We start from the raw sequence: 26,082 nt of genomic DNA on the forward strand, positions 1-26,082 counted from the left end.
GGGATGAAAGTTCATGAAAGCATTAGTAAAAACTGAACCTGGATTTGGTAATTTAGAAATATTAGAAAAGGAAATTCCCACACCTTCTGAAAATGAAGTGAAAATAAAAGTTCATTATGCTGGTATTTGCGGTACTGATGTACACACGTATGAGGGTCACTATAAAGTAAACTACCCTGTTACATTAGGTCATGAATTTTCAGGAGAAATTGTCGAAGTAGGCTCAAATGTTAATGATTTTAAAGTTGGCGATCGTGTGACTTCAGAAACAACTTATTATATATGCGGTGAATGTGAATATTGTAAAACTGGTGACTACAACCTTTGTAACCATAGAAAAGGTCTAGGAACACAGCAAAATGGTGGATTTACTAATTATTTAGTTGCTCGTGCTGCAAGCGTTCATAAATTACCAGATAACGTATCTTATAAAGCCGCTTCTATGACAGAACCATTAGCTTGTGCTTACCACGCCGTTTCTAAAATCGATATTTATCAAGACGACACGGTTGTAGTTATGGGGCCAGGTCCTATAGGATTATTAGTCGCTCAAGTTGTGAAAAGTAAAGGTGGAAAAGTCATTATTACTGGCTTAGACAACGATAAAGCACGTTTAAAAAAAGCAGAAGAACTGAACTTAGATCACGTGGTTAACATCCAACATACTGATTTGAAAGAATACGTTAATGATTTAACAGATGGTTATGGCGCTGATGTAGTATTAGAATGTTCAGGTGCTGTACCAGCTGCAAAACAAGGTCTTGATTTATTACGTAAAAAAGGCCGATATGTTCAAGTGGGTATTTTTAAAGACCCTGAAATTCCTTTTGATTTAGAAAAAATCGTACAAAAAGAAATTAGAGTAGTTGGTAGTAGAAGTCAAAAACCTGCAGATTGGGAACCTTCATTACAACTATTAAGTACTGGAGAAGTTAACGCTGAAGCGCTCGTTACTACTGAATTAGATATAACACAATGGGACGAAGGATATAACCACATTAAAGGTGGAGAAGGTATTAAAGTATTACTCCGCCCTATCCAATAAATTATTAAAGGAGATTATTGAATATGGTAGAACCAATGTTAGATTTTATGCTTGGACCAATGAGAGGTATTACTGATTTTTACATGAATAACTTACTCGTTTGTAATAGTGCTGTTTTCTTAAGTTACTTTGGAGCAAAGTTATTCAAGAAGAAAGAAGTTTCTGCTGACCAGTCATAACAATTTATAATCAAGGGAGGGTGAAACATTTGAAATCATTAAATTTATACGGTGTTGAAGATTTGAGATTTGAAGATACATCAAATCCTACTATCCAAACACCTACTGATGTCATTATTAAAGTAAAAGCAACTGGCATATGTGGATCAGACACTTCACGCTATAAGAAACTTGGTCCTTACCGAGAAGGGATGACTTTCGGTCATGAATTCTCTGGTATAGTTGAAGAAATCGGAGATGAAGTTACACATGTTAAAGTTGGGGACTCGGTAACGGGTTGCCCTGCAATTGCATGTCACACTTGTCAGTATTGTGAAAAAGGTGAATACTCAAGATGTGAAAAACTCTATGTTATAGGTTCATATGTACCAGGTTGCTTTGCTGAATATGTCAAATTACCCTCACATAATGTATTAAAATTACCTGATAACGTCGACTTTGATACAGCAGCTATGGTTGAGCCATCTGCTGTTGTATCACACGGTTTTTATCGTACCAATATGAACCCCGGTGCTACTGTAGCAGTGATGGGATGTGGTAGTATTGGCTTACTAGCTATCCAATGGGCAAAAATATTTGGCGCTACAACAATTATTGCTATCGATATAGATAGTCGTAAATTAGAAATAGCTAAAGAACTCGGTGCAGACTATATCATTAACTCAAAAGATAAATCACTCGAAGACGCAATATCAGAAATCAATTGTAAAATAGATGTCGCTGTAGAATCTGCTGGATCACCTTTTACTATCGGACAAGTACTAACACTCCCTACTAAAGGTGGAGAGGTATTACTATTAGGCATACCTTATGCAGATATCGAATTAGAACGCACACATTTTGAAAAAATATTACGGAATGAATTAAACGTTTTAGGTTCATGGAATGGTCTATCTGCCCCATTTCCTGGGAAAGAATGGACTGCAACATTACATTATATGGCTACTGGAGAAATCCAAGTTGAACCTATCATTTCAGATAAGTTACCATTAAGTGAAGGTCCAGATACATTTTATAACTTAGTTAATAAGAAGAAACATTACGACAAAGTTATATTCCATCCATAATTTCAACATTGCCATATATCAATAATAAGCAAAGGTAGCGGGATTGGGATTGAAAAAAGTTTGATAAATAATTCCTAACTCAAAATAAATAACATCTCATTGCACTGATTTATTCAGTTAGAAATGAGATGTTATTTTTATATAATCTACTACGATATTGTTCGTGCATGCTTTCCTGGGATATGAGTCTGGGATTCAATGTCTCAGTCCTTTTGTTATATTGGCAATACTTGATTGGATCAGAACTATTCCCTAAGGCGTCAGCACTTTACAAAAACATGGAAAATATCGCGCTAACGGGCTTGTTTTCAAACACTAGCACGTTAGAAAATGTAACGGGCTTGTCTTATATTTCTTGCACATTAAAAGCTAATCACGCTGACATAACAAAAATCCAAGACAAATGATTATACCCCGGACCCGGTTTCGTTGTTGTTTACAATGAAGCATAATGTATCGTCATATTTATTTTAGTTGTATCATTACCTTTATTGCGGTAACTGTGCTGACAGTTTGCTTTGAATTTAATTGAATCATTCTTTTCTAGATAATAAACTTGATTATTAACTACTAGTTCTAGTTCTCCTTCATATACAGTTAAATATTCTGTTGCACCGTTTGTATGTCGTTCACTTTCTAAAAATCCACCCGGTTCAATTTCAACCATATAGATTTCAAATTGTTTATCCTGTTCAAATGAGAAATATGGATAAACTTTATATTTATCATTATCCATCGTTATTTCGTGTAACTCTGATTTTTTAATGACTTCAATATCTTCAGTTTGCTCTTCTATTAAAGAAGTAAATGACAATTTTAATCCGTTAGATATTTTCCAAATAGTTGAGATGGATGGTATTGAATCCAATCTTTCAATTTGTCCAAGCATTGTTTTGCTAACGCTTGTCATTGTCGCTACTTTATCTAAAGTTAGCCCTTCATTTTTTCGATATTTTTTAAGATTTTCTGCTATTATTTCATGAATCTCTCTCATACAATTTCACCTTCTTATTTACAATATAACGCACTAAAGTTATAATATAAAGCACAACAACTATAACGAATATAAAAACGTTATAGCATATTTAGGGAGGTTTTTAAATGCTCGTTCTGTCTATGACCATTTACGCTGTAGTTTCTAGTTTCACGCCTGGCCCTAACAATATTATGTCTCTTTTTTATTCCAAACATAACGGCATGATTGGTTCTTTAAGATTTTGTATCGGTGTCGGTTTAGGTTTCTTTTTATTATTACTTATTTCGAACTTTTTTAGTTCATTTTTATATCAAGTATTCCCTAAAGTTCAATTATTTATGAAGATTTTTGGTGCTGTGTATTTATTATATTTAGCTTATAAAATTGCTACAAGTAAAAGTACAGATGAAAATGGTTTTAGCGAAAAATATAATAACATTAAATTTGGAATGGCTCTTCAATTCATCAATCCTAAAGGTACAATTTATGCATTGAGTGTTGTCGCAGCTTTTGTTACACCTAATTTTGAAGATCCATTATTGCAATTTATACTGCTTATTTATTTAGCTTTAATTGGTTTCTTAGGAACATTTAGTTGGAGCGTTTTTGGTAGCATCTTCAAAAAATTTATAAACCAATATGAATTAATGTTTAATCTTATAATGGCATTACTACTCGTTTATACTGCTATAAGCATCCTATATGTATAAAAAGAGGCATTATTTAAAACAATGCCTCTTTTTTAATATTAACTATTTTGTTTAGAAAATGCTTTACCAATTGCGTCTAATTTTACTGGTGCGTCTGAAGCTGCCATTTTCACTTCGACAAAATGCATTTGATTTGGTTTTGAATTAATGTTTAATAATGTTTTTTCTAAGTCTTCAGATGTTTCTACATCATGTATAGCGACTTTATCTTTCCCACCGAACACTGCTGGTAGTAGTTTATAATCCCACATTTGAATGTCATTATATGGTTGGTTTTCACCATGAATTTTACGTTCAACAGTATAACCATCATTATTTATCACGAATATAACAGGTTTTAAATCTTCTCTAATCATAGTTGAAAGATCTTGTGCTGTTAATTGTAATGAACCATCACCTATTAATAAAATATTTCTTCTATATAAATCAGCAAGTTGTGTACCTAAAGTTGCTGGTAAAGTATATCCGATTGAACCCCATAAAGGTTGTCCTATAAATGTATTATCTTTGTATAAATTTAAGTCATAAGCGCCGAAGAATGACGTTCCTTGTTCAGCTAACACAACATCATCAATACCTATAAACTCTTGCATCATTTTAAAGTATGTTTCTTGCGTTAACGGTTCGTTATTCACTGTATAGTTGCCTTTTGCTGCACGTTTAAGCTTTGGATATGATGCTTTATTTTCATAATTCACATCAAGTAAACCATTTATAAGATTTGGCAACGTGATATCAAATATTTTTGTTTCATTTAATTTGAAATTGTAATGATTAATCATTACGACATCATCAATATCAAAACCAAATGAATACCCTGCCGTAGCTGAGTCTGTTAATTTTGCACCGATATTTAATATTGCATCACTATTATCTACATAATTTCTAATGTTTTCTTCAGCGATACTACCATCATAAATTCCCATATATAAGGGACTTTCTTCATTAAATGCACCTTTACCTAAAGATAATTGTGCTACTGGTATTTGCGTTAATTGTGCAAATTCGTTTAATTGTTCATGCAGTTTAAAACTATTTATTTCATGCCCTGCTATAATAACAGGTTGTTTAGCAGATTGAAGTTTTTCTTGAACCATCTTAACAATATTAGAAACATCTTGTTGTTCCGGTTCAGCTAATTTAAATCCTTCTGTAATTTCAATTTCAGATTGTGCTACATCAATAGGTAAATGTATGTGTACTGGTCTCTTTTCAGATAGTGCAGCATTAATCAAGCGTGGAATTTCTTGTTGTGCATTCTCTGTTGTAATATACCCTTGAGCTGTTGTAATTTCTTCATACATTTTTCTATAGTTATCGAATTGTCCTTCTCCTAAAGAATGGTGTACATATTTTCCTGCATTTTCAACTACAGTACTAGGTGCCCCAGTAATTTGAATGACAGGTACACGTTCAGCATATGAGCCTGCAATCCCGTTTACAGCACTTAATTCACCTACTCCAAAAGTCGTTACCATTGCAGCAATTCCATTCAATCTTGCATAACCGTCAGCTGCATAGCTTGCATTCAATTCATTCGTATTACCAACCCAATCTAAATTTTCATGGCTTATAATATCATCTAAAAATGCTAAGTTAAAATCACCAGGAACACCAAAAACTTTGTTTACCCCAGCTTCACTTAAACAATCCATTAAATATTCCCCAACACGTTTTTTCATGTCCATTCCACCTTTATATATATTGAATAACTATTTAGGTCAATTATATTGACCTATTAGTGTAAAAAAATATCTTTGGATATTTCTTATAGTTTCTTTAATCTATCTAACAATTACTATTGTATGCCTTTATACTAATTAAGTCAATTAACTTGACCTATAAATGCGTTTTATTCTTTTTTCTATTATAATGAACAAAAAGGAGACGACACTATGGATAATAAAAATAATTATGATCATATGCTTTTTTACTTCGCATACAAAACATTTATAAATACAGCAGACGACATCATTAAAGATCACGGAATGAGTAGACAACATCATAGATTTTTATTCTTTATTGATCAGCTACCTGGCATTACGATTAAAGACTTACTCGAAACATTAGAAATATCTAAACAAGCTTCGCATGCATCATTGAAAATGCTTAAAGAAAAAGGACTTATAAGAGATGCCGACTCACCAAACGATAAACGTGTAAAATGTCTATACCCAACTGAAGAAGGCAGTGCACTAGTAAACAAATTAAACCGTGCCCAAAATGAATTACTACAAGAAACATTTGGAGAAGCAGGAACAGACTGGCATGAAGTAATGGAGCAACTTGCGGACCATCGTTCAGGATTCAAAAATATAAAGTCACTTAAACCAAAAGATAAATAATCATTACCAACAGAAAAAGGTGTTCATTTCAGAATAAAACTGTACGAATAGGAGAACACACTATGTTAAGCAAAATCAAATATCTTATCTCATTAACACTTTTCATTATGTTTTGTGGCTGGGTAATATCAGATTCTATAGATTGGTTAGCTCTCATTTTTATAATATTCTTTATGACGATTTTTCTTTTTGTATTCCAAATACGGGATGAATCGTTTAGAACATTTAAAGTAAAAGATGCGTTAATTTATATACTTCCATTTATAATAATATCTACAGTTATACACTTTTTAGTACCTATAGGCGCAACGAGGAATATCTTACTTGTTTCATTAGCGGTTATATTAGTAATAATACAACTGGTAATAAAAAAGCGTAAAAAGAATGCAACTTCAAAACCGACTAAATAAAAAGACCCCTCCAATCCTCTAGATTTAATCTCGGATTGGAAAGGTCTTTTTGTTTTATATTATGACGTACTTGTTTGTACTTCAATTTCTTCTTCGTGATAATTAAAGTATTTATTTGATATATACTGCTGAATAATTAAGACGATTGCACTAGCGCTCCAATATAATGGTAATGCTGCTGGCATATTCAAGCTCACAATAAATATCATAATTGGACTTATATACATAATATATTTCATTTGGTTATTAGATTCATCTGGTAAATAACGTGTTGATAAATATGCTTGTAATAAATATAATCCACCTGCAATCAGAGCCATGTATATATCTGGTGTGCCTAGATTAAACCAAGCAAAGTTATGACTTGCTAATGCATCATTATTATATATTGCAAAGTATAATGCCATTAATATTGGCATTTGTATCAACATCGGTAAACAACCCATGTTTAAAGGATTTACATCATTATCTTTATATAAAGCCATCATTTCTTGGCTGTATTGTGCTTTTTCAGTTTCATCTTTAGCTGATTTCATTTTCTTATTAATTTCGTCTATTTGTGGTTTAAGTTGTTTCATTTTAAATTGCATTTTCTTCTGCCCTTTAAAAGAACGTAACATGAAAGGCATTACAATCAATCGTACACATAGCGTTACAATGATGATACCTATTCCGTAACTATTACCGAAAAATGATGCAAAGAATTTAATAAGATGAACAAATGGTTCAACAAATGTTGAATGGAACATGCCACCTTCTTGTGGTGCACATCCTCCTAGTATTAATGATATTGCTAAAAATGCGATTACTGTGTATAGTTTTTTCAAAAAATTTTCCTCCAATATATTAAATAAAATATGATTTAATATATTGGCAACGCGTCTTCTTCACCGACTGTTTTCGACAGGCATTTTATTCTCCATCTTAATATAGGTACCATCCATACAAAGATATACTGATCTTGTACTTCAGTAGATGGTTGTAAATGCCATGTCTCGTTCAATTTGATACTTGCTTGCATTTCTAGGTATACAAATAGAAGCGTTAATAATATTGGAATGAAGTAATGTATACTAAACGTTAAATAATTAAATAATATATCTTCTCCTAGTAACCCTATGAGCCATTCCATTATTATCTCACTCCTTTCAAGTATCGATTCTTTTTTAATTCTACTTGTTTTTACCTAATTCTTCAAATGTTTCCTACTTTAATTTTCCAAAAATTTATTGTAATGGTTTTTCAATTTGGTATAATTGAGAAGAATTATCATTTACAAAAAAATAGGAGGACGATGATGAAAAAATTATCCGTTTTTATGCTTGTTTTAGTTATGCTTTTAGCAGCTTGTGGGAATAGTAACACTGAAGAAAATAGTAAAGAATCAGAAGGCAGTAAATCTGATACCAAATCATTTACGAACGATTCTGGAGAAAAAGTTGAAGTTCCAAAAGACCCTAAACGTATCGTTGTATTACATCCAACATACGTGGGCGCATTAGTAAAATTTGGACATAAGCCAGTAGCTGTACCAGAATTTGTTAAGCAGAATAAAGTATTAAATGATGTTACAAAAGATGCGAAGAAGATTGATAACACAAACGTTGAACAAATTGCCAAAGCAAAACCGGATTTAATTATCGCAACATCTCAAGACAAAAATTTAAATAAACTTAAAAAAATAGCACCTACTGTTACTTTCGATAACATGAAATCTACATATGAAGACAATACAAAACTGCTAGCTGAATTAGTTGGAGAACAAGACAAAGCAGATAAATGGCTTAAAGAATGGAAAGCACAACTATCTAAAGATAAAAAAGAACTGGAACCATTAATAAAAGGAAAAACAGCGACTATTTTACAGCAAACACCTAAAGGGCTCATTGCATTTAACGATAAGATGGGCAGAGGTGGAGAAATTATATTTGATGGTTGGGGATTAAAGTTACCTGATGAATTAAAATCAGCAACTAAAAAGACAAGCACACTCACTATCACTCCAGAACAATTTGATCAATATTTAGGAGACTATGTTATTATAGCTGCCAATGGCGACCAAAAAGCGCAATTTGAAGAAACAAATGTATGGAAAAATACAGATGCTATGAAGAACAATCATGTGGTGAAATTTGACGTTACAGAAACACAATATAATGACCCAATCTCATTAGAAAAACAAAGAGAAATATTCTACAAAGCATTTAAAGAAATGAAATAACTTTATAAAAAGACCTTTCCATCATATTTAGATAATGGAAAGGTCTTTTTGTAACTTTCGATATATTTTTTAGACTTCCTTCTGTCTGAAGTAAGACAACCCTCACACTCTCCTTCTCTACATACTCATTTCTCTTTTTTAAGTAAGAATAAAAAGTATGGTGCGCCAATTATTGCAGTAATAACCCCAGCTGGGATTTCTACAGGTGGTGCAATACCTTTACCAATAGCATCCGCTAAAAGTAAAAATATAGCCCCTATAATAGATGAAACTGGTAAAAGTCTTATAGCTTTTCTTCCTACTAATAACCTTGCAATATGAGGAGATATTAAGCCGATAAAACCAATTGTACCTGTAACAGATACGACGGAACCAATACATATTGCTGACATGAATAAATAAGCACTTCTAATAATACTTACCTTTTCTCCTAAACTTATGGCCGCTTCATCACCTAAACTTAAAATATCCAACTTATTTGCGAATATAAATATCAATGGTAATATACATACACTCGGTATAAAATTCCACAAGTCATCAAAATCTCTACTCCATACACTACCCGACAGCCAAAGCAATGTAGTATTGATATTATCTGGATAGCGTATCATAAAGTACTGAATACCAGCTTGGCATATAGCACTTAAAGCTACACCAATTAAAGCTATCGTATAAGTTGTCGCTTGAAAAATCCTCCCCAAGAACATAATGATTATAATCATTATAACCGCACCAAGAAATGAAGAAATACCTAGATAATAGAATGGCAATGCTGGTAATAGTAATGACTGCGCAACGGCAAATAATCCTGCACCTTTAGTAACACCTATAATATCAGGTGAAGCCAATGGATTTCTAAGTAATGTTTGTACAATAGCACCTGCTAATCCTAATAGTAAACCTGAAATTAAAGAAATGACCATTCTTGGTATTCTATATGTATATAATACAAATGCATAATCATCAGTTGTTCCAGCAACCGTGTTTAATGTATCTTTAAATGAAATAAATTGTGATCCAACTTGTACATGTAGCAAGATACTTATAATCAGAACAACTATCACAATGATAAGCTTCCATTTATACTTCATTATTTAAGACCACTCCTTCCATTTTTACAAAGATATAAGAAGAATGGTCCCCCGATTAGTGCTGTTACAATTCCAACTGGAGATTCATATGGGTAAGCAATGATATGTGATAACGTATCTGCATATACGAGAATAACTGCGCCTGTTAATGCGGTGAAGTATAAGTTCTTCTCATACCCTCCACCTATTAATCTTCTTGAAATATGAGGTGCAATTAGACCTATAAATGCAATTGGTCCTGCTACAGCTACAGACGAACCAGCTAATATAATCACAATAAAACTAAAAATTAAATATTTTAGTTTCTTATGAAGACCTAAGCTCGTTACAAATATATCCCCTAATGATAAAACGGTTAAGTCTTTAGCTAAAAATAAAGCAACAGATACACCTATTACAAACCAGGGTAATAAGATTTGTACACCATCCCAATCCTTACCATTTAATGAACCCGTTAACCAATACAAAACATCAGTAGAATTCTCATTAAGTATTATCAACACTTCAGTTATGGAAGATAATAATAAATGGATTGTCATACCTGCTAATGCTAATCGTACATGATTATTCTCGTGTCCATAAATAAACGTATATACTATCAACCCACCTACAATTGCACCTAAAAAAGCAATATAAGGATTAATTGTATCTGAATGGCCTGGTAAATATACAATTGAAGCAACAAGTAACAATGCTGCTCCTGCATTAATTCCAAATGTTTGAGGCGATGCCAAAGCATTTTTAGTTAAAGCTTGCATAATAGCACCACCTACAGCTAAACTTATTCCTACCATTATAGCAACGAATAATCTTGGCAAACGAATCGTATTAATAATCAGCGCATCTTTAGAGTGATCATCTGCTACAATGGCATTAAATATCGTCTTTAAACTCATAAACGTTGAACCTATACTCAAATTCAATATCATACCTATCACTAATATGATAATCATGACCATTGTTATAATAGACTTTCTCTGCATCATTTCACCAACTAAATATTGAAATGATGGAACAATGAATGCATAAAACTACACACTCATTGTTCCATTCAATTATTTATTATTTTTCTCTACATCTTTCATGATGTATTCATTTGCTTTGAAACCTCTAAATCTAGTCCAATAATCTCTATCCACTTCTTGAATTTGACCCTTTTTATAAGCACTTAACTCTTTCCAAAGTTCTTTGTTTTTCCATTCATCAGTAATCGGTTTATCTTTATCAGAAGTAATAATTAATTTATCCGGATTTACTTTAGATAATGTTTCTAAGTTTACTTCTTCATACGCTTTATTAGATTCAATCGCATTTTTCATGCCCATTTTCTCTAATAGTTGGCCTACATAAGAATGCGAGGTATGTGCTTGGAATGCATCTTCACGCGCAACAGCAATCATAACTTTTTCATCTTTATTAGAAGCTTTTTCATTTTTTGATTTAGCTTCTTTTAATTTATCTTCTAAATCATCCAACATCTTTTTGCCTTCATCTTCTTTGCCCATTGCAGTTGCTACTTTTTCAAATGAAGCATTTACATCGTCAAAGCTTGCTTCTCTACTCTTTAAAATCATCGTTGGTGCGATTTTCTTAAGATCTTCATAAATGCCTTTATGTCTTTGAACATCTGCAATAATTAAATCTGGTTTTAATGAACTAATCGATTCTAAGTTAGGTTGTTTACGTGTACCTACAGAAGTATATTTCACTTCTTCTCCATATAACTTCTTAATAATTTCTTTTTTATTGTCATCAGCGATACCAACAGGTGTCGAACCTAAATTTTTAACAGCATCAGCAAATGAATATTCTAATACAACTATATTTTTAGGTTTATCTTTAAGTTGAACCGGACCCAATTCATCTTTAATTTCTATTGATTTTTCTTGTTTAGGTTCCTCACCTTTCGCCTCTTTATCTTTATCATTTGATTTATTACTATCACTACAAGCTGTTAAAAATAACGCACTAGCAACAAGTAACATAACTAATAACCTCTTATAATTATTCATATTTTTCCTCCTTTTATAATTGATAACCGTTATCAATTATAAAATATATGGAAATAAATGTCTATATGTTTTGATATAAAATTCTGAAAATACTATCGTTTCAATTAAATATCAATATTTTTATTCAACAACATTACAAGAAGTTTATTTTTTCTATATAAAAATAAATAAAAAATACGCCTGCGTATGTATTACAAGCGTATTTTTATACAATTTATCTCTTATGAATTTGTTTCATTATTAGTATTTTTAATTAAATATTTCTTTTCAATATAACTGTGAACGAATCCAATGATAGTGTAAATAATGATATAAAAAATACTCAAATTACTATTAGACTTCCAAAATAGAATAAAATATGATAATGCGATACACATTATTATGATAGCTAGTCCCATTTTAAATAACATAAATTTTTTAATATTTTTAGCTACCTTTTTAGCTCTTAACCATTCGAAGAATAAATACGAAATCGTAGCGATAAAAATAATAATATAAGCACCTTTATCTAAACCAAATATTTTCACCACGCCTAGACTTATAAATATTACTATAAATATTGTAACTACTCTCATTAAATCTATATTACTCAGCATTCTATTCATCAACATACTCAAATCCTTGTATTTTATATATTTTTTTATTGAACATTATAAATATGACTAGTGCTACAATCCCATATATGAGAGCACCAATAAAACTTTCCCAATAATTACTATAGTATACAGTCACACCTAGTAATAAGAATATTATTGATTGAAATATTCTATATTTTACGGAACTTTTCTATTTTCTCTTGTTGTTTACCATTAACTTTATTGCTATCTGGTATTATATCTTTCACTTCTTTAATTGAGATTTCACCGTCATTAGCCTTTTTTTCCATTTGTTGAATACTATTATCAAGTTTACTTAAAGTATCATTATAGGCCGTAAAGTACTCACTTATTCTATATGTATCTTTTTTATATTCGCTTGGTAATTCATTATTTTTTAAATAATTAAAGAAGTTTTGATCATTCTCGTTTAACAATTTACGAGCTTGTTCTAATTGCTTAGTTTCTTCATTTGTTAAATTTTGTTCATCCCATACTTTTTCTTCAATTTTTGAAGTCACATTATATACTGATTCATTTGTATTAAGATATTTTTGAATACTTTTCTTCACATCATCTTTAGTTAATGATTGATTGTTTTCATCTGATTGAAATACATCTTTAGGCAATTTTGCTTTTTCTTCTTGTTTTGATTTTACAATTTTACCTGAATCACTTTTCTTTGATGAATCCGTCTCTTTGTTGCTATCATTTGAGCATCCTATTAGCGTTAGCGTAATCATGATGCTAAATAGTGCTATTATGTATTTATTCATTTTATATACCTATTCAATATATTATTATACAATTAAAAACTTTATATATATTTCTTTAATTACTTAAATTATAACATAATATGTAAAATATCAAACCTTGATTAAAAATTTTATAATATCAAAAACTAAAAATTCTTAAAATTCAGTACATTTTTACTTTCTATAATGATATACTAATTAAAGCTTTCTATAAGAGTTCATTTTGCATAGAAAGTTTTTGTTTAACATTATTTGTAAGCGCTTAATTAAAGAGGGGGATCATTCATGGAAGAAGCAAATACAATGTTAACAATTGTGGGGCTTATTATCATAATATCCATTGTCACAATGTTAATTTTTAAAAAGGTTAGCCCAGTAGTCGGTATGACAATAATACCTATTATTGGCGCATTAGTTCTTGGACATGGTTTCGGAGATATACGAAAATATGTAGATTCTGGTTTTGATCAAGTATTTAATGTAGCAGTAATGTTTATTTTCGCGATTATATACTTTGGAATTATTTCAGATAGCGGCTTATTTAGACCGCTAGTTAAAGGCATGATTAAATTAACACGTGGAAATATTATTATCGTAGCAATTGTCACAACCATTATTGGTACTTTTGCACAACTTGATGGTGCTGGTGCCACTACTTTCTTATTAGCGATTCCTGCTTTATTACCTTTATATAGAACACTTAAAATGAGTCCTTATTTATTAGTGTTACTACTTGCGCTAAGTGCCGCTATTATTAACATGGTGCCTTGGGGCGGACCAATGGCTCGTACAGCTTCAGTGCTAAAAGTAGATAATATTAATCAACTTTGGTACAACATCATACCTATACAATTAATAGGTATCGTCTTAGCAATTCTATTTGCTATTTATTTAGGCTTAAGAGAAAAGAAACGTATTGCAAGAGAATTTCCTAATGAAGAAACAATTAAAGTAGACATGAATGAAATTATTGAAAATTATCAAAAAGATCAAGAAGAAAATGCTTCAATTAAAGGCGAAGCTAAAAAACATACTTATATTCTTTGGCTTAATCTTATACTTACAATTACTATAGTTGCAATGATGTTATTAGACATCGTTCCACCAGAATTAGCATTTATGATTGGTGTCGGTATTGCATTACCATTAAACTTCAGAGATGTTGACGAACAAATGGATCGCTTACGTGCACACGCACCTAATGCTTTAATGATGGCCGCAGTTATTTTAGCTGCTGGTGTATTTTTAGGTATTTTAAATGAAACTGGCATGTTAGAATCAATCGCGTTATCATTGATTGATGTAATACCAACAGCAGTTGGACCTTATCTACATATTATAATTGGTATGCTAGGTGTTCCATTAGATTTATTAACTAGTACAGATGCATATTACTTTGCTGTGTTACCAATTGTAGAATCAACTGCAAGTCAATTTGGTGTACCTTCACTATCAACAGCATATTCATTAATGATAGGAAACATAATCGGTACATTCGTTAGTCCATTTTCACCTGCTCTTTGGTTAGCAGTCGGGTTAGCTGAAATTAATATGGGTAAATATATTAAATACGCATTCTTCTGGATTTGGGGATTCTCAATCGTTATGCTATTTATCGCAATTTTACTAGGTATCGTAACAATTTAAATATAATACTCGTATTTAATAAATAATAACCACCTTGGGATATAAGTCCCTAAATCAAAATAATGCTCCTAACCCTTTAGTTAAATCTACTAAGGATTAGGAGCATTTATTTTGATATGTGATTTGTTTTATATTATGGATTTACTACGTTGTTAATTACATAAAATATGGCCCTACTTGGATTTTCTATCTCATTAATCCAATAACTAACCTCTATTTGGATTTTCTACCTCATTAATCCAATAACTAACCTCTATTTGGATTTTCTTAGTCATTAATCCAATAACTAAGGACCTACTTGGATTTTCTATCTCATTAATCCAATAACTATGGCCCTACTTGGATTTTCTATCTCATTAATCCAATAACTATGGCCCTACTTGGATTTTCTATCTCATTAATCCAATAACTAACCTCTACTTGGATTTTCTATCTCATTAATCCAATAACTAACCTCTATTTGGATTTTCTACCTCATTAATCCAAATCATAATACAAGAGGCTGGGCAATTATTTTAGCCCAGCCTCTTTATTTGGATTCTTCAATATTATTTATCAGAGTCTGCTTTGTCTTCAACTTTTCTTAAAGTTTTTTCTGCGAATGACTTACCACCGATACCAAATGAAATAGCAAATGCTACTGCAACAGCACCTAAGATAAGTAAGAATGCTACGTTAACAATACTTTGAGCAAAGTTTAATTGATCTAGTGTCATAAATACTGAAACAACAATTACTAAATACTTAACAATTTCTGCTACAAGACCATTGCCTGTAGATTTTTTGATAAGTTTAGATAATAAGTTACCACCAACAAAACCGATTACTAAGATAATAGCTGCTGAGATAACTAATGGTAAGTAACCAATAATTGCTTCACCAATTGTATTTAACACTTGTAAGTTTACAGTGTGTAAAGCTTCAACAACAAAGAATAAACCAATTATCGTTGTAAGAATCCAGCCTGTAGCTGAAGGAATATCTATACTTTCTTTGTTTTCACCAAAATTAACATAATGGTTATAACGACTAACATTTAAATTAGTTAATAAGTTTTTAACTAATGTACCTAATACTTTAGCAATAAATAAACCAACTATTAGTATTATTACTGCTACTATAACTCTAGGTAAGAAGTTTAAAATACTATCCATCATATTTTTAATAGGTGTCGATACTGATGTCATATTTAATGCATCAAACACTGATGGTAAGAATAATAGGAAAATAATGAAGTAAGCTAGTTTACCGAATGTTTGAATTAAACCTTCTGATTCAGATTTACCACTACCTGCTTCAGTTAATCCTTTTTTCTCTAACCATTTTTCAAATCCAATAGCTCTTAAGCCTTTTACAATAATCGTTTTAACAATTACTGCAATAATCCAAGCTACGATTAATAAAATAATCGCACTAATTAAATTTGGAATAAATCCAATAATGCTATCTAATGCATTCATAAATGAATCTGTAATTTTACTCATATATATATCCTCCTTTTTTAGTATGTTACCCTAGTATTATATTAATAATCATATTTTTATTAATAATTCTAAAAAAACTTTAAAAAAATTTAATCTCGTTGTTTATTCTTAAATTCCAAAGAATTAATATCCTAATATATTAAAGTGTATGTAATCGATATATAAAATAAAAAACCATATTGCGATAAATGAATATCGCAATATGGTTTTTATAAATCTTTTATCATACGGGTTTCACGTAAAACAACACCATGTTCACTTAATTCTACTTTTCCATCTTTTTTAAATCCACACTTCTCATAAAAATTCACTGCTTGTAAATTATCTTCAATTACCCACAGACTTAATTGATCATATTCCTGTTTCATTTTCTTCTCAGCTTCTATCATTAATTGAGTACCTACACCTTGGTTTTGATATGCTTCAAGTAAATAAATAACGAGTATTTCTCCACAATTTTCACTAGTATCATCATCTTTATCTTTAGCATACATTAAAAAACCTACTATTTTATTATCTATTTCAGCAACAATACAAGGTGCATTAAATTTATAATGATTTTCTATGTAAGACTCCAAAGTAATTTCATCTAAATAACTCTCAGGAATAATTCCTTTATACGTTGAAAGCCATGACTCATAATGCACTTTCGCTAGTTCTTCAATATCTGTTTCTTTCTTCTCTCGTAATAACATAATAATATTCCCCTTTTTGTTATCTTGATAATTCTAATTTAAATTTATATTTTTTAGGATGATACAATACCTCAGAATATTCAAATATTTCATCATTACTTAATATAGAATGTGCTCTTAATTCTAATAAAGGAGTATTAGATTTTATATTAAAAATTTCCATTGTATCTTCACTTGGTAACCTAGGTATAAACTCTTCTACCCTTTTTTTTATAACATATCCCTTTTCTTTTAAACAACCATATTTTGATTTAGTCATCGCTTCAACAGAAAGATCAGGAAATAGTTCAAACGGTATATAAGCATTTTCTATAATTAAAACTTCACCGTTCAATTTTCTAATCCTTTTTATGTTATATACTTTTTCTTCTTTGTTGAGATTGAGTATTTCTTGTATTTCTTCATTTGGTTTTATAAGTCTAAATTCTATCACTTTGTTTTTAATAGAATCATGATAAGGTTGCATTTCTTCAGTAAATCCTTGTAACTTAAATAAATTATGTTCAAATTTTGGGAAAGCTACATAAGTTCCGCTCCCTTTAATACTGTATAATATTTCTTTTTCTATTAGTCTTGAAATAGCTTTTCTAATAGTTACCCTACTTACTTGATATTTTTCTGATAAAGCCTTTTCAGTAGGTATAACATCTCCATGCTCTAGCCCTTGATTTTTAATATAATCTTGAATATTTTTCATGATTTTTTGATATAAAGGCATTTTCTTATTGCTCATAAAAACCCCTCACCTTCATAGTTTATTTTAACACTTCAAACTCAAAAAGCATACACATTTAAAATATGTATTATATTTGTATTGATTTTTACAATACATATTATATAATGTTACTTGAAAGGGGTTACAAAATAATGAAAAAGAGTAAATTAACAATAGTTGGTGGCGGAAGTACATATACGCTAGGTATATTAATGAGTTTAATTGAAGAATCGAATCATTTACCACTAAGTCATATTACGCTATACGATACAGATACTTCGCGACAAGAAAAGATAGGACGTGCTGCTTCTATATTATTGAAAGAACATTACCCTTCATTAGAAAATTTTAAATATACTTCTAATAAAAAAGAAGCCTTTAAAGATACTGATATTATATTCGTCCAAATTCGTACTGGCGGACTAACTATGAGAGAAAAAGATGAACAAATACCTATTAAACACGGATTAGTAGGACAAGAAACATGCGGCGCTGGAGGCATGGCTTATGGGTTACGATCAATACCTGATATGATTCAACTTGTCGATGATATTCGTTCATTAAATTCAGATGCTTGGATTTTGAACTATACAAATCCTGCTGCAATTGTTGGCCTAGCATTAGATAAAATCTTCCCTGACGATAAACGATTATTAAATATATGTGATATGCCTATAGCAATTATGAAAAGCTATTCAGACATATTGGAAGAAGATATATGGAATTTAGAAGCTGATTATTTTGGTTTAAATCATTTTGGATGGTTTACGAGTATACGAAATAAGCAGGGTTATGATTATACATCTCAGCTCAAACAACTTATTCTGAATAATGATTTTAAACCTACAGATAAATTAATTGCCAATGACCCTTCCTGGCAAGCTACTTTTAAACAAGCTAAACAAATGATACAAGACTTTAATGAATATCTACCTAACACGTATTTACAATATTATCTTTATCCTAATGAATTATCTAAAAAGGAACCTATGGACAATACTCGAGCTAGACAAGTTATAAATGGACGAGAAAAAGAGGTTTTCACTGACTGCGACGTTATCATTAATCAAAATAGTACTCAGAATATTGATATTTCTGGTGATATACATGGTATATACATGATTCGTATTGCCGCTTCGCTTGTTCATCACTTAAAAGAACGGTTTATTATAATGACAAGGAATGAAGGAATTATTTCTAATCTACCTTATGACGCCCTTGTAGAAGTTCCCGCTTTACTTGGTAACGAAGGTGTAGAGCCTTTTAAAATAGGTGAAATATCTACATTTTATAAAGGATTACTAGAAAATCAATACGCGTATGAAAAATTAATAATCGAAGCTTACTTTGATAATGATTATGAAAAGTTATTGCAAGCCCTTATTTTAAATAGAACTGTCATAGACACGAATAAAGCGAAAGAAGTCTTAAAAGATTTATTTGAAGCGAATAAAGACCATTGGCCCGTTTTAAATAAAAGGGAGGAAACATTATGAAGCTTATCATAAATGCAGATGATTTCGGTTATTCAAATGGGGTAAATTACGGAATTATCGATGCTTTTAAAAATGGCATACTTACTTCAACGACTTGCTTAACAAATATGCCAGGTTTTAACCATGCAATCCAACTTGCGAAAGAAAACCCGAATCTAGGCATTGGCATTCACCTAACTTTAACTTGTGGGAAACCATTAACACATAATTTATATACTTTAGTAGATAGTGATGGAAATTTTAGAGATTTATCTCATTACGAACAAAAATTTTATATAGACACAAATGAACTATACAACGAATGGAAAGAACAAATCGATAAATTTTTAGAGACTGGAATTACACCTACTCATATGGATACTCATCATCATGTAAATAATTTAGACATAATAGAACCAGTATTTTTAAAATTAGCATCTGAATATCAACTGCCTATTCGAAATAATTTAGGAGATAAAAAGAATTATCCTAATTATAAAATGGTTGATTACTTTGAGTATCACCCTGAAACAATTTTAAACCCTATCGAAATCATCAGAGAGAAATATCAATTATATAAAACTGTAGAAATAATGTGCCATCCAGCATATATAGATAAATTTTTAAGAAATCATTCATCTTTTGTCATGCCAAGAATTGAAGAATTAGATTTATTAACAAGCGAACATGCAAAATCTACTTTTAATAAAGCGAATGGGATAACATTAATCAATTATTCACAATTGTAATGTCAAAGGGGGACATTTGTTATGATGAGATTCTTACAAAAGCTTGGTAAATCAATGCTGATTCCAATAGTAGCTTTACCTGCAGCTGGTATACTTTTTAGAATTAGTTCAGAAGATTTACTGGACTGGAAACTATTTCAAGCATCCGGAGCAATATTTAATAATATTGATATTCTTATAGCAATAGGTATAGCGATGGGGTTATCAAAAACTAAAGATAGAGGAATCCCTGCACTAGCTGGTTTTATTGCAATATCTATACTAAAAGAAGGACTTAATTTACTTGATTCTGATTTGAACATGAGTGTATTTGGAGGACTCATTTCAGGGCTTCTTGCAGCTTGGGTCTACAATAAATTTAAAGATGTAGAACTACCGAAAGTCTTTTCATTTTTCTCTGGAGAGAATTTTCCCATAACTGTAATTATAGTACTTATGTTACCTGTAACAGGTATATGTTTTTTAATTTGGCCTTATGCTCAGTCTTCAATTGATTGGCTAGCTCAATCACTAGTAACTTTAGGAGGACTAGGAGTATTTATAAATGGATTTTTAAATAGATTTTTACTTCCATTTGGATTACACCATGTGTTAAATACTTATATTTATTTTGGTCTTGGAGACTTTAAAACATCAGGAGGAGAAGTTGTTCATGGAGAAGTTACAAGATTTTTAAACGGAGATCCTACAGCAGGTTATTTCCTAAGTGGATATTTTGTCTCAATAATGTTCGGTGTACCTGCCATTGCTCTTGCCATATCCAAAGCAGCAAAATACAATAAACAAAATACAAAAGCTTTAATGGGTTCTGGTAGTTTTACAGCTATAGTCGCAGGTATAACAGAACCTATTGAATTTACATTTCTATTTACCTCACCATTTTTATACTTTATACATTCTGTATATACTGGATTAGCAGGAATGACCTTATACTACTTGCACATTAGGGAAGGATTCTCTTGGGGTGGCAGCATCATTGACTATGTATTGAACCTAAGTTTATCAGATAAAGGCTGGATGATAATTCCAGTAGGTATAGGATTTTTCATACTTTATTTTATTACTTTTTACTTCTATATTATTAAGCGAAAAGTTTCAATAATCGGCCAAATTGAAGACAATAATTTTGATGAAGAAAAGTCCGAAGAAGAAAAAGATTTATCTTTATCGCATAACCAATATCAATATATGTCCAAGAAAATATTAGAAAATATAGGTACTAAAGAAAATGTGATAGAATATGAAAACTGTATTACTAGATTAAGATTAGAACTTAAAGATACCTCACTGATAAACAAAGAAAAAATAATGCAAACTGGCGCTCACGGTGTTGTAATCATTGATAAACATAATGCTCAAATAATTATCGGACCAGAAGTAACTAAACTTGTTAAGGAATTTAATAAAGAAATGGATAACACCTAATTAACATTATTTTATAAAAAAACGCCAAAATCTAAATGATTTTGGCGTTTTTATTACATGTCCATGTCCATATCCATTTCATGTATTTTCATCATAAGACCATGTGGAATATCGTCATGATTTACTATATCTTTTTTATAATAAGTTTTACCGTCATCATTAGAAATAAGTTTTACAAAGTCACCTTTTTTAGGTTTAAAGTCTTCTGTATTCTTAATTTTAACATTTTCTGTTACTTTATTATCTTTTTCACTTACTACTTTTTCAGCTGTAGTGCTATTTTCCATGTAACCATAATAAGTAGATTTTTGTGTTGAAGACATCAACAATACGGCTACAGCGATTGCTACGAGAGCTAAACCAGAAATAAGTGCAATTGCGTATTTTTTATTCATTGAGAAACCTCCCTATCCTCTATAATAAAGCGTTAGTCTAATTTATGAAATGACATAGCCTTAAACTTCTTAAATTCGACATAATTGCAGAAACTAATTTATACATAATATTTTTTCATAAAACTTAAATACTTGCGATAACTTTTATTATTCATCATACTGTACATGTAGAAAATCATAAGGAGTGGAAAAAATGAGCCAAGAACAATTTGATAAAATTAAAAACGGTAAAGGTTTTATAGCAGCACTAGATCAAAGTGGTGGTAGTACTCCAAAAGCATTGAAAGACTACGGTATTGATGAAGATCAATATAATAGTGAAGATGAAATGTTTACACTTGTTCACGAAATGAGAACACGTATCATAACATCTCCAGCATTTAACGCTGATAAAATTTTAGGTGCTATATTATTCGAGCAAACGATGGATCGTGAAGTAGAAGGTAAATATACATCTAATTATTTAGCTGATAAAGGTATTGTACCATTCTTAAAAGTAGACAAAGGTCTAGCTGATGAAGAAAATGGTGTTCAGTTAATGAAACCAATAGAAGGTTTAGACGAACTATTAAAGCGCGCTAAAGATCGCAATGTTTTCGGTACTAAAATGCGTTCAAATATTTTAGAAGCTAATAAAGACGCTATTACTAAAGTAGTACAACAGCAATTTGAAATTGGAAAACAAATTATCGAAGCAGGTTTAGTTCCAATTATTGAACCAGAAGTTAATATCAACGCTAAAGATAAAGAAGAAATTGAAGATATTTTAACTGAGGAAATTGCTAAAGAATTAGATAAATTAAACGATGATCAATTCGTGATGTTGAAATTAACAATTCCAACAAAACCTAATCAATATAAATCATTGATAGAACATCCAAACGTAATTCGTGTCGTTGCCTTATCTGGAGGTTATTCAAGAGATAAAGCAAACGAATTATTAAAAGAAAATGAAGGCTTAATCGCTAGTTTCTCACGCGCATTAGTTACAGACTTATTCGCAGGACAATCAAAAGAAGAATTCGATAAAGGCTTAGCAGACGCTGTAGAATCAATCTACGACGCTTCAGTTAATAAAAATTAATAAATATAAAACTCATATTTAATTTAGTATCAATCATTTTGAATTTCATAAAAATGATTGATACTATTTTTTAAATTTTATATGTTAACCGGTTGACATATTAGTTATTTAAATATACACTTCTTTATAAGAAAGCCCTTTCAAGGTTCAGGAGGTATTATGCAAATGTTTCAAACTTTTAAGAACAAGTCTTACTTGCAGTCTTCATTTACTTTATTAATATTTTTCGCGTCATGGTCCATTTGGTGGTCATTCTTTCAAATTTGGCTTACCTCAGAAAAAAATGGTCTAGGTTTATCTGGTAGTGAAGTTGGTACGATATATTCAGCCAACTCATTCGTAACTTTAATTCTAATGTTCGCATATGGTATTCTTCAGGATAAATTAGTATTAAAGAGAAGTTTACTTATTTTCTGTGCTACGATGTCAACGTTAGTAGGTCCATTTTTTATATGGATTTATGCACCACTCATTCAAAATTACTTTACGATTGGAATAATAGTTGGTTCACTATTTCTATCTGCTGGCTTCCTTTCAGCTGCTGGTATTTACGAAGCTGTTTCAGAACGTTTTAGTCGTTATTTTGATTTTAAATATGGTCAAGCGAGAGCATGGGGATCGTTTGGTTACGCTATATCAGCTTTAGTTGCAGGATTTTTATTTGTTAAAAACCCAGAGTATAATTTCTGGATAGGTTCAATTTTAGGTTTATTTTTATTATTAAATTTAATATTTTGGAAACCTAAACAAGAAGATAAAGCTAAAGATGAAATTCTCGATGAGGATGTTGATAGTTCTATTCCGAGTTTCAAAGAGATGCTTGATTTACTTAAATTACCCCACTTATGGGTAATCGTTATTTTTATTATGTTCTCATGGTCGTTCTATACAATTTATGACCAACAAATGTTCCCAGATTTTTACACACAATTATTCAGTTCACCTGAAACCGGCCAACAAATGTATGGTACGTTAAATTCTATTCAAGTATTTTTCGAAGCTTTAATGATGGGCGTTGTGCCTATCATCATGTATAAATTAGGCGTTAGAAATACTTTATTGCTTGGTGTTTGTGTAATGGTTGCTAGAATCGGACTCAGTGGTGTATTAACTACGCCATTTACGATTTCGATTATTAAAATGATGCATGCTATTGAAGTACCATTATTTATGCTTCCAATGTTTAGATATATTACGCTACATTTTAATCCTAAGTTGTCAGCCACTTTATATATGATTGGGTTCCAAATAGCTGCCCAAATTGGACAAGTTATATTATCAACACCTTTAGGAAAGCTAAGAGATAACATAGGATACAGCAACACATTTTTAGTGATTTCAGGAATTGCTTTAATATCAGGAATTTTCGCGATATTCGCATTTAAAAAGGATGACGAAGATGTTTATGGTGACCCATTTATTCGTCAAAATCAAATAAAAAGGAAAGAGGTATAATTGACATGACAAATGAACAAATACAATTAACAGATGATAGATATAGGTTAGGCTACCACGTGATGGCCAAATCTGGTTGGATTAATGATCCTAATGGATTTTGTTATTTTAATGGCTATTATCATATTTTTTATCAACATTATCCATATAGTGCAGAATGGGGGCCAATGCATTGGGGACACGCAAGAAGTAAGGATTTAGTACACTGGGAAGACTTACCGATAGCACTTGCTCCTGGTTCTCCAGAAGACAAAGATGGTTGCTTCTCAGGAAGTGCTATTGTTAAAGATGATACTTTATACTTATTCTATACAGGTCATCACTACTATGGCGATGGTGACCCGGATAACTTCTGGCAAAACCAAAACATGGCTTACAGTAAAGATGGTATAAACTTTACTAAATACGAAAATAATCCAGTAATTGCTTCTGAGCCAGAAGATAATACTCATCACTTTAGAGACCCTAAAGTTTGGAAAGAAAATGATAAATATTATATGGTACTAGGAAGCCAAGAAAAAGATGGTCTAGGTAGAATTATTCTTTATAAATCTGACGACTTATTAAATTGGGAATACATTGGTGCACCAAGTAAATCTAAAGGCTTAAAAACAGAAGGCTTTATGTGGGAGTGCCCTGATGTATTTAGATTAGATGGTAAAGATATTTTATTATGTTCACCTCAAGGTATAGACAAAGAAGAGAAAAAATATTTAAACTTATTCCAAAATGGTTATTTTGCTGGTCAATTCAATGAAGACAACACAGAGTTTAATAGAGGTAATTTCCAAGAATTAGATTTCGGACATGATTTCTATGCAGCTCAAACAACTCAAGCGCCTGATGGTCGTCGAATCCTCATTGCTTGGATGGCGATGTGGGAAAGTGACATGCCTGAAAAAGAAGATGGCTGGGCTGGAGCATTAACTTTACCAAGAGAAGTACACATTAAAAACGAAAAAATATATATGAAACCTGTTGAAGAATTGAAATCACTGAGAAATGAAAAACTAAATTCAGACAGCATAGAATTAAAAGATGGCCTTTTATTAATAGACGATTCTTCTCATGTAGAAATTAATTTAGAACACAAATTCACATCAGAACAAAATGCTGAAACATCATTTTATTTAACTGATAAAAATGGCAATAGCATTTTAAGCTTGAAATATAATGCTAACAGTAATGAATTTGAGTTATATCGCAAAGATACAGATGATACAAGGTATGCCAACATTCTTAGCGATGACAAAGTTAACTTGCGCATATTTATCGATACAAGTTCTATAGAGATATTCATTAATGACGGAGAAGCTGTGTTCACAGAAAGATATTATTTAGAAGAAAATCCACAAGTTTGGATAAATGCTTCAGAATCAGTTTCAACGAACTACGAAATTTATGAACTAAATAATCAAGCAATCAAATTTTAATATACGTATTTACAAAACCATCAAAGTTTTCACTTTTAGTGTCTACTTTGATGGTTTTTTCGTTTATATAACATACCATATTTATAATCCAGTATGATTTTCATTTAGTATTTAACGA

Annotated in this window: 27 protein-coding genes; 14 read left to right on the forward strand and 13 right to left on the reverse strand. The window is 30.9% G+C overall.

Features of this window, described 5'->3' with window-relative positions:
* Positions 1-13: 13 nt before the first annotated feature.
* The 3 genes from ACO6VN_RS10115 to ACO6VN_RS10125 are packed head-to-tail and all read left to right on the forward strand — an operon-like array spanning position 14 to position 2,291.
* Complete coding sequence (locus tag ACO6VN_RS10115) at positions 14-1,045, forward strand: zinc-binding dehydrogenase (RefSeq protein WP_216683516.1); 1,032 nt, start codon at positions 14-16, stop codon at positions 1,043-1,045.
* 23 nt (positions 1,046-1,068) lie between these two features.
* Positions 1,069-1,224, forward strand: coding sequence for a hypothetical protein (locus ACO6VN_RS10120; RefSeq protein WP_017000186.1), 156 nt, complete (start codon positions 1,069-1,071; stop codon positions 1,222-1,224).
* Positions 1,225-1,253: 29 nt separating this feature from the next.
* The gene (locus tag ACO6VN_RS10125) at positions 1,254-2,291 is read left to right on the forward strand and encodes a galactitol-1-phosphate 5-dehydrogenase (protein ID WP_194200459.1); all 1,038 of its coding nucleotides are present in this window, start codon (positions 1,254-1,256) and stop codon (positions 2,289-2,291) included.
* A 436-nt stretch (positions 2,292-2,727) separates the two neighbouring features.
* Here the strand turns inward: ACO6VN_RS10125 and ACO6VN_RS10130 are convergent, their stop codons facing one another.
* A complete protein-coding gene (locus ACO6VN_RS10130) occupies positions 2,728-3,285 on the reverse strand; it encodes a helix-turn-helix domain-containing protein (protein ID WP_422404619.1) in 558 nt (185 codons plus the stop codon).
* Between the two features lie 107 nt (positions 3,286-3,392).
* Here ACO6VN_RS10130 and ACO6VN_RS10135 point away from each other — a divergent pair, with 107 nt between their 5' ends.
* On the forward strand, positions 3,393-3,977 hold the full coding sequence (locus tag ACO6VN_RS10135) for a LysE family transporter (protein ID WP_147640787.1): 585 nt from the start codon (positions 3,393-3,395) through the stop codon (positions 3,975-3,977).
* A gap of 38 nt (positions 3,978-4,015) precedes the next feature.
* Here ACO6VN_RS10135 and ACO6VN_RS10140 read toward each other — a convergent pair whose 3' ends face one another.
* Positions 4,016-5,659 (reverse strand): alpha-keto acid decarboxylase family protein, encoded by a 1,644-nt coding sequence (locus tag ACO6VN_RS10140; RefSeq protein WP_231051432.1) that lies wholly within the window; start codon positions 5,657-5,659, stop codon positions 4,016-4,018.
* A gap of 213 nt (positions 5,660-5,872) precedes the next feature.
* Here ACO6VN_RS10140 and ACO6VN_RS10145 point away from each other — a divergent pair, with 213 nt between their 5' ends.
* Positions 5,873-6,322: a MarR family winged helix-turn-helix transcriptional regulator gene (locus ACO6VN_RS10145; protein WP_016999873.1), complete on the forward strand. Its 450-nt coding sequence runs from the start codon at positions 5,873-5,875 to the stop codon at positions 6,320-6,322.
* A gap of 62 nt (positions 6,323-6,384) precedes the next feature.
* Complete coding sequence (locus ACO6VN_RS10150) at positions 6,385-6,732, forward strand: hypothetical protein (protein ID WP_194200456.1); 348 nt, start codon at positions 6,385-6,387, stop codon at positions 6,730-6,732.
* Between the two features lie 59 nt (positions 6,733-6,791).
* Here ACO6VN_RS10150 and yidC read toward each other — a convergent pair whose 3' ends face one another.
* Positions 6,792-7,559, reverse strand: coding sequence for a membrane protein insertase YidC (gene yidC / locus ACO6VN_RS10155; RefSeq protein ID WP_070045193.1), 768 nt, complete (start codon positions 7,557-7,559; stop codon positions 6,792-6,794).
* Positions 7,560-7,594: 35 nt separating this feature from the next.
* Positions 7,595-7,864 (reverse strand): hypothetical protein, encoded by a 270-nt coding sequence (locus tag ACO6VN_RS10160; protein WP_422404620.1) that lies wholly within the window; start codon positions 7,862-7,864, stop codon positions 7,595-7,597.
* Between the two features lie 165 nt (positions 7,865-8,029).
* Between ACO6VN_RS10160 and ACO6VN_RS10165 the strand changes: the two genes are divergently transcribed.
* The gene (locus ACO6VN_RS10165) at positions 8,030-8,953 is read left to right on the forward strand and encodes an ABC transporter substrate-binding protein (RefSeq protein ID WP_016999859.1); all 924 of its coding nucleotides are present in this window, start codon (positions 8,030-8,032) and stop codon (positions 8,951-8,953) included.
* 125 nt (positions 8,954-9,078) lie between these two features.
* On the opposite strand, the gene ACO6VN_RS10170 is transcribed toward ACO6VN_RS10165, so the two are convergent.
* The 5 genes from ACO6VN_RS10170 to ACO6VN_RS10190 form a co-directional block, all read right to left on the reverse strand.
* On the reverse strand, positions 9,079-10,044 hold the full coding sequence (locus tag ACO6VN_RS10170) for a FecCD family ABC transporter permease (protein WP_194200453.1): 966 nt from the start codon (positions 10,042-10,044) through the stop codon (positions 9,079-9,081).
* Entirely contained in the window at positions 10,044-11,027 is a 984-nt protein-coding gene (locus ACO6VN_RS10175; protein WP_194200452.1) for a FecCD family ABC transporter permease, read from the reverse strand. Before ACO6VN_RS10175 ends, ACO6VN_RS10170 begins: the two co-directional genes overlap by 1 nt.
* Before the next feature lie 72 nt (positions 11,028-11,099).
* On the reverse strand, positions 11,100-12,056 hold the full coding sequence (locus ACO6VN_RS10180; protein WP_422404621.1) for an ABC transporter substrate-binding protein: 957 nt from the start codon (positions 12,054-12,056) through the stop codon (positions 11,100-11,102).
* A 221-nt stretch (positions 12,057-12,277) separates the two neighbouring features.
* Positions 12,278-12,661, reverse strand: coding sequence for a hypothetical protein (locus ACO6VN_RS10185; protein WP_194200450.1), 384 nt, complete (start codon positions 12,659-12,661; stop codon positions 12,278-12,280).
* Between the two features lie 161 nt (positions 12,662-12,822).
* The gene (locus ACO6VN_RS10190) at positions 12,823-13,428 is read right to left on the reverse strand and encodes an NDxxF motif lipoprotein (RefSeq protein ID WP_422404622.1); all 606 of its coding nucleotides are present in this window, start codon (positions 13,426-13,428) and stop codon (positions 12,823-12,825) included.
* Positions 13,429-13,692: 264 nt separating this feature from the next.
* Here ACO6VN_RS10190 and ACO6VN_RS10195 point away from each other — a divergent pair, with 264 nt between their 5' ends.
* The gene (locus ACO6VN_RS10195; RefSeq protein WP_422404623.1) at positions 13,693-15,054 is read left to right on the forward strand and encodes a CitMHS family transporter; all 1,362 of its coding nucleotides are present in this window, start codon (positions 13,693-13,695) and stop codon (positions 15,052-15,054) included.
* Positions 15,055-15,602: 548 nt separating this feature from the next.
* On the opposite strand, the gene ACO6VN_RS10200 is transcribed toward ACO6VN_RS10195, so the two are convergent.
* The 3 genes from ACO6VN_RS10200 to ACO6VN_RS10210 form a co-directional block, all read right to left on the reverse strand.
* Positions 15,603-16,538: a mechanosensitive ion channel gene (locus tag ACO6VN_RS10200; protein ID WP_016999842.1), complete on the reverse strand. Its 936-nt coding sequence runs from the start codon at positions 16,536-16,538 to the stop codon at positions 15,603-15,605.
* Positions 16,539-16,747: 209 nt separating this feature from the next.
* Entirely contained in the window at positions 16,748-17,233 is a 486-nt protein-coding gene (locus ACO6VN_RS10205) for a GNAT family N-acetyltransferase (protein WP_216683528.1), read from the reverse strand.
* A gap of 19 nt (positions 17,234-17,252) precedes the next feature.
* A complete protein-coding gene (locus ACO6VN_RS10210) occupies positions 17,253-17,966 on the reverse strand; it encodes a GntR family transcriptional regulator (protein WP_422404624.1) in 714 nt (237 codons plus the stop codon).
* 134 nt (positions 17,967-18,100) lie between these two features.
* Here ACO6VN_RS10210 and ACO6VN_RS10215 point away from each other — a divergent pair, with 134 nt between their 5' ends.
* Genes ACO6VN_RS10215 through ACO6VN_RS10225 form a run of 3 tightly spaced genes read left to right on the forward strand, consistent with a single transcriptional unit; the run spans position 18,101 to position 21,597 of the window.
* Positions 18,101-19,444: a 6-phospho-alpha-glucosidase gene (locus tag ACO6VN_RS10215; RefSeq protein ID WP_216683529.1), complete on the forward strand. Its 1,344-nt coding sequence runs from the start codon at positions 18,101-18,103 to the stop codon at positions 19,442-19,444.
* On the forward strand, positions 19,441-20,172 hold the full coding sequence (gene chbG / locus ACO6VN_RS10220) for a chitin disaccharide deacetylase (protein WP_194200446.1): 732 nt from the start codon (positions 19,441-19,443) through the stop codon (positions 20,170-20,172). Before ACO6VN_RS10215 ends, chbG begins: the two co-directional genes overlap by 4 nt.
* A 21-nt stretch (positions 20,173-20,193) precedes the next feature.
* The gene (locus ACO6VN_RS10225) at positions 20,194-21,597 is read left to right on the forward strand and encodes a PTS transporter subunit EIIC (protein WP_016999837.1); all 1,404 of its coding nucleotides are present in this window, start codon (positions 20,194-20,196) and stop codon (positions 21,595-21,597) included.
* A 53-nt stretch (positions 21,598-21,650) separates the two neighbouring features.
* Here the strand turns inward: ACO6VN_RS10225 and ACO6VN_RS10230 are convergent, their stop codons facing one another.
* Positions 21,651-21,992, reverse strand: a complete 342-nt coding sequence (locus tag ACO6VN_RS10230; protein WP_194200445.1) for a DUF4889 domain-containing protein — start codon at positions 21,990-21,992, stop codon at positions 21,651-21,653.
* Positions 21,993-22,185: 193 nt separating this feature from the next.
* Here ACO6VN_RS10230 and ACO6VN_RS10235 point away from each other — a divergent pair, with 193 nt between their 5' ends.
* The 3 genes from ACO6VN_RS10235 to ACO6VN_RS10245 all read left to right on the forward strand — a co-directional run bounded on the left by ACO6VN_RS10235 (position 22,186) and on the right by ACO6VN_RS10245 (position 25,964).
* Positions 22,186-23,076, forward strand: a complete 891-nt coding sequence (locus ACO6VN_RS10235) for a fructose bisphosphate aldolase (protein WP_194200444.1) — start codon at positions 22,186-22,188, stop codon at positions 23,074-23,076.
* A gap of 159 nt (positions 23,077-23,235) precedes the next feature.
* On the forward strand, positions 23,236-24,531 hold the full coding sequence (locus ACO6VN_RS10240) for an MFS transporter (protein ID WP_194200435.1): 1,296 nt from the start codon (positions 23,236-23,238) through the stop codon (positions 24,529-24,531).
* Between the two features lie 5 nt (positions 24,532-24,536).
* Positions 24,537-25,964, forward strand: a complete 1,428-nt coding sequence (locus tag ACO6VN_RS10245; RefSeq protein ID WP_422404625.1) for a glycoside hydrolase family 32 protein — start codon at positions 24,537-24,539, stop codon at positions 25,962-25,964.
* The last annotated feature ends 118 nt before the right edge of the window (positions 25,965-26,082 follow it).

Source organism: Mammaliicoccus sp. JADD-157, from assembly GCF_049310805.1.
GTDB lineage: Bacteria > Bacillota > Bacilli > Staphylococcales > Staphylococcaceae > Mammaliicoccus > Mammaliicoccus lentus.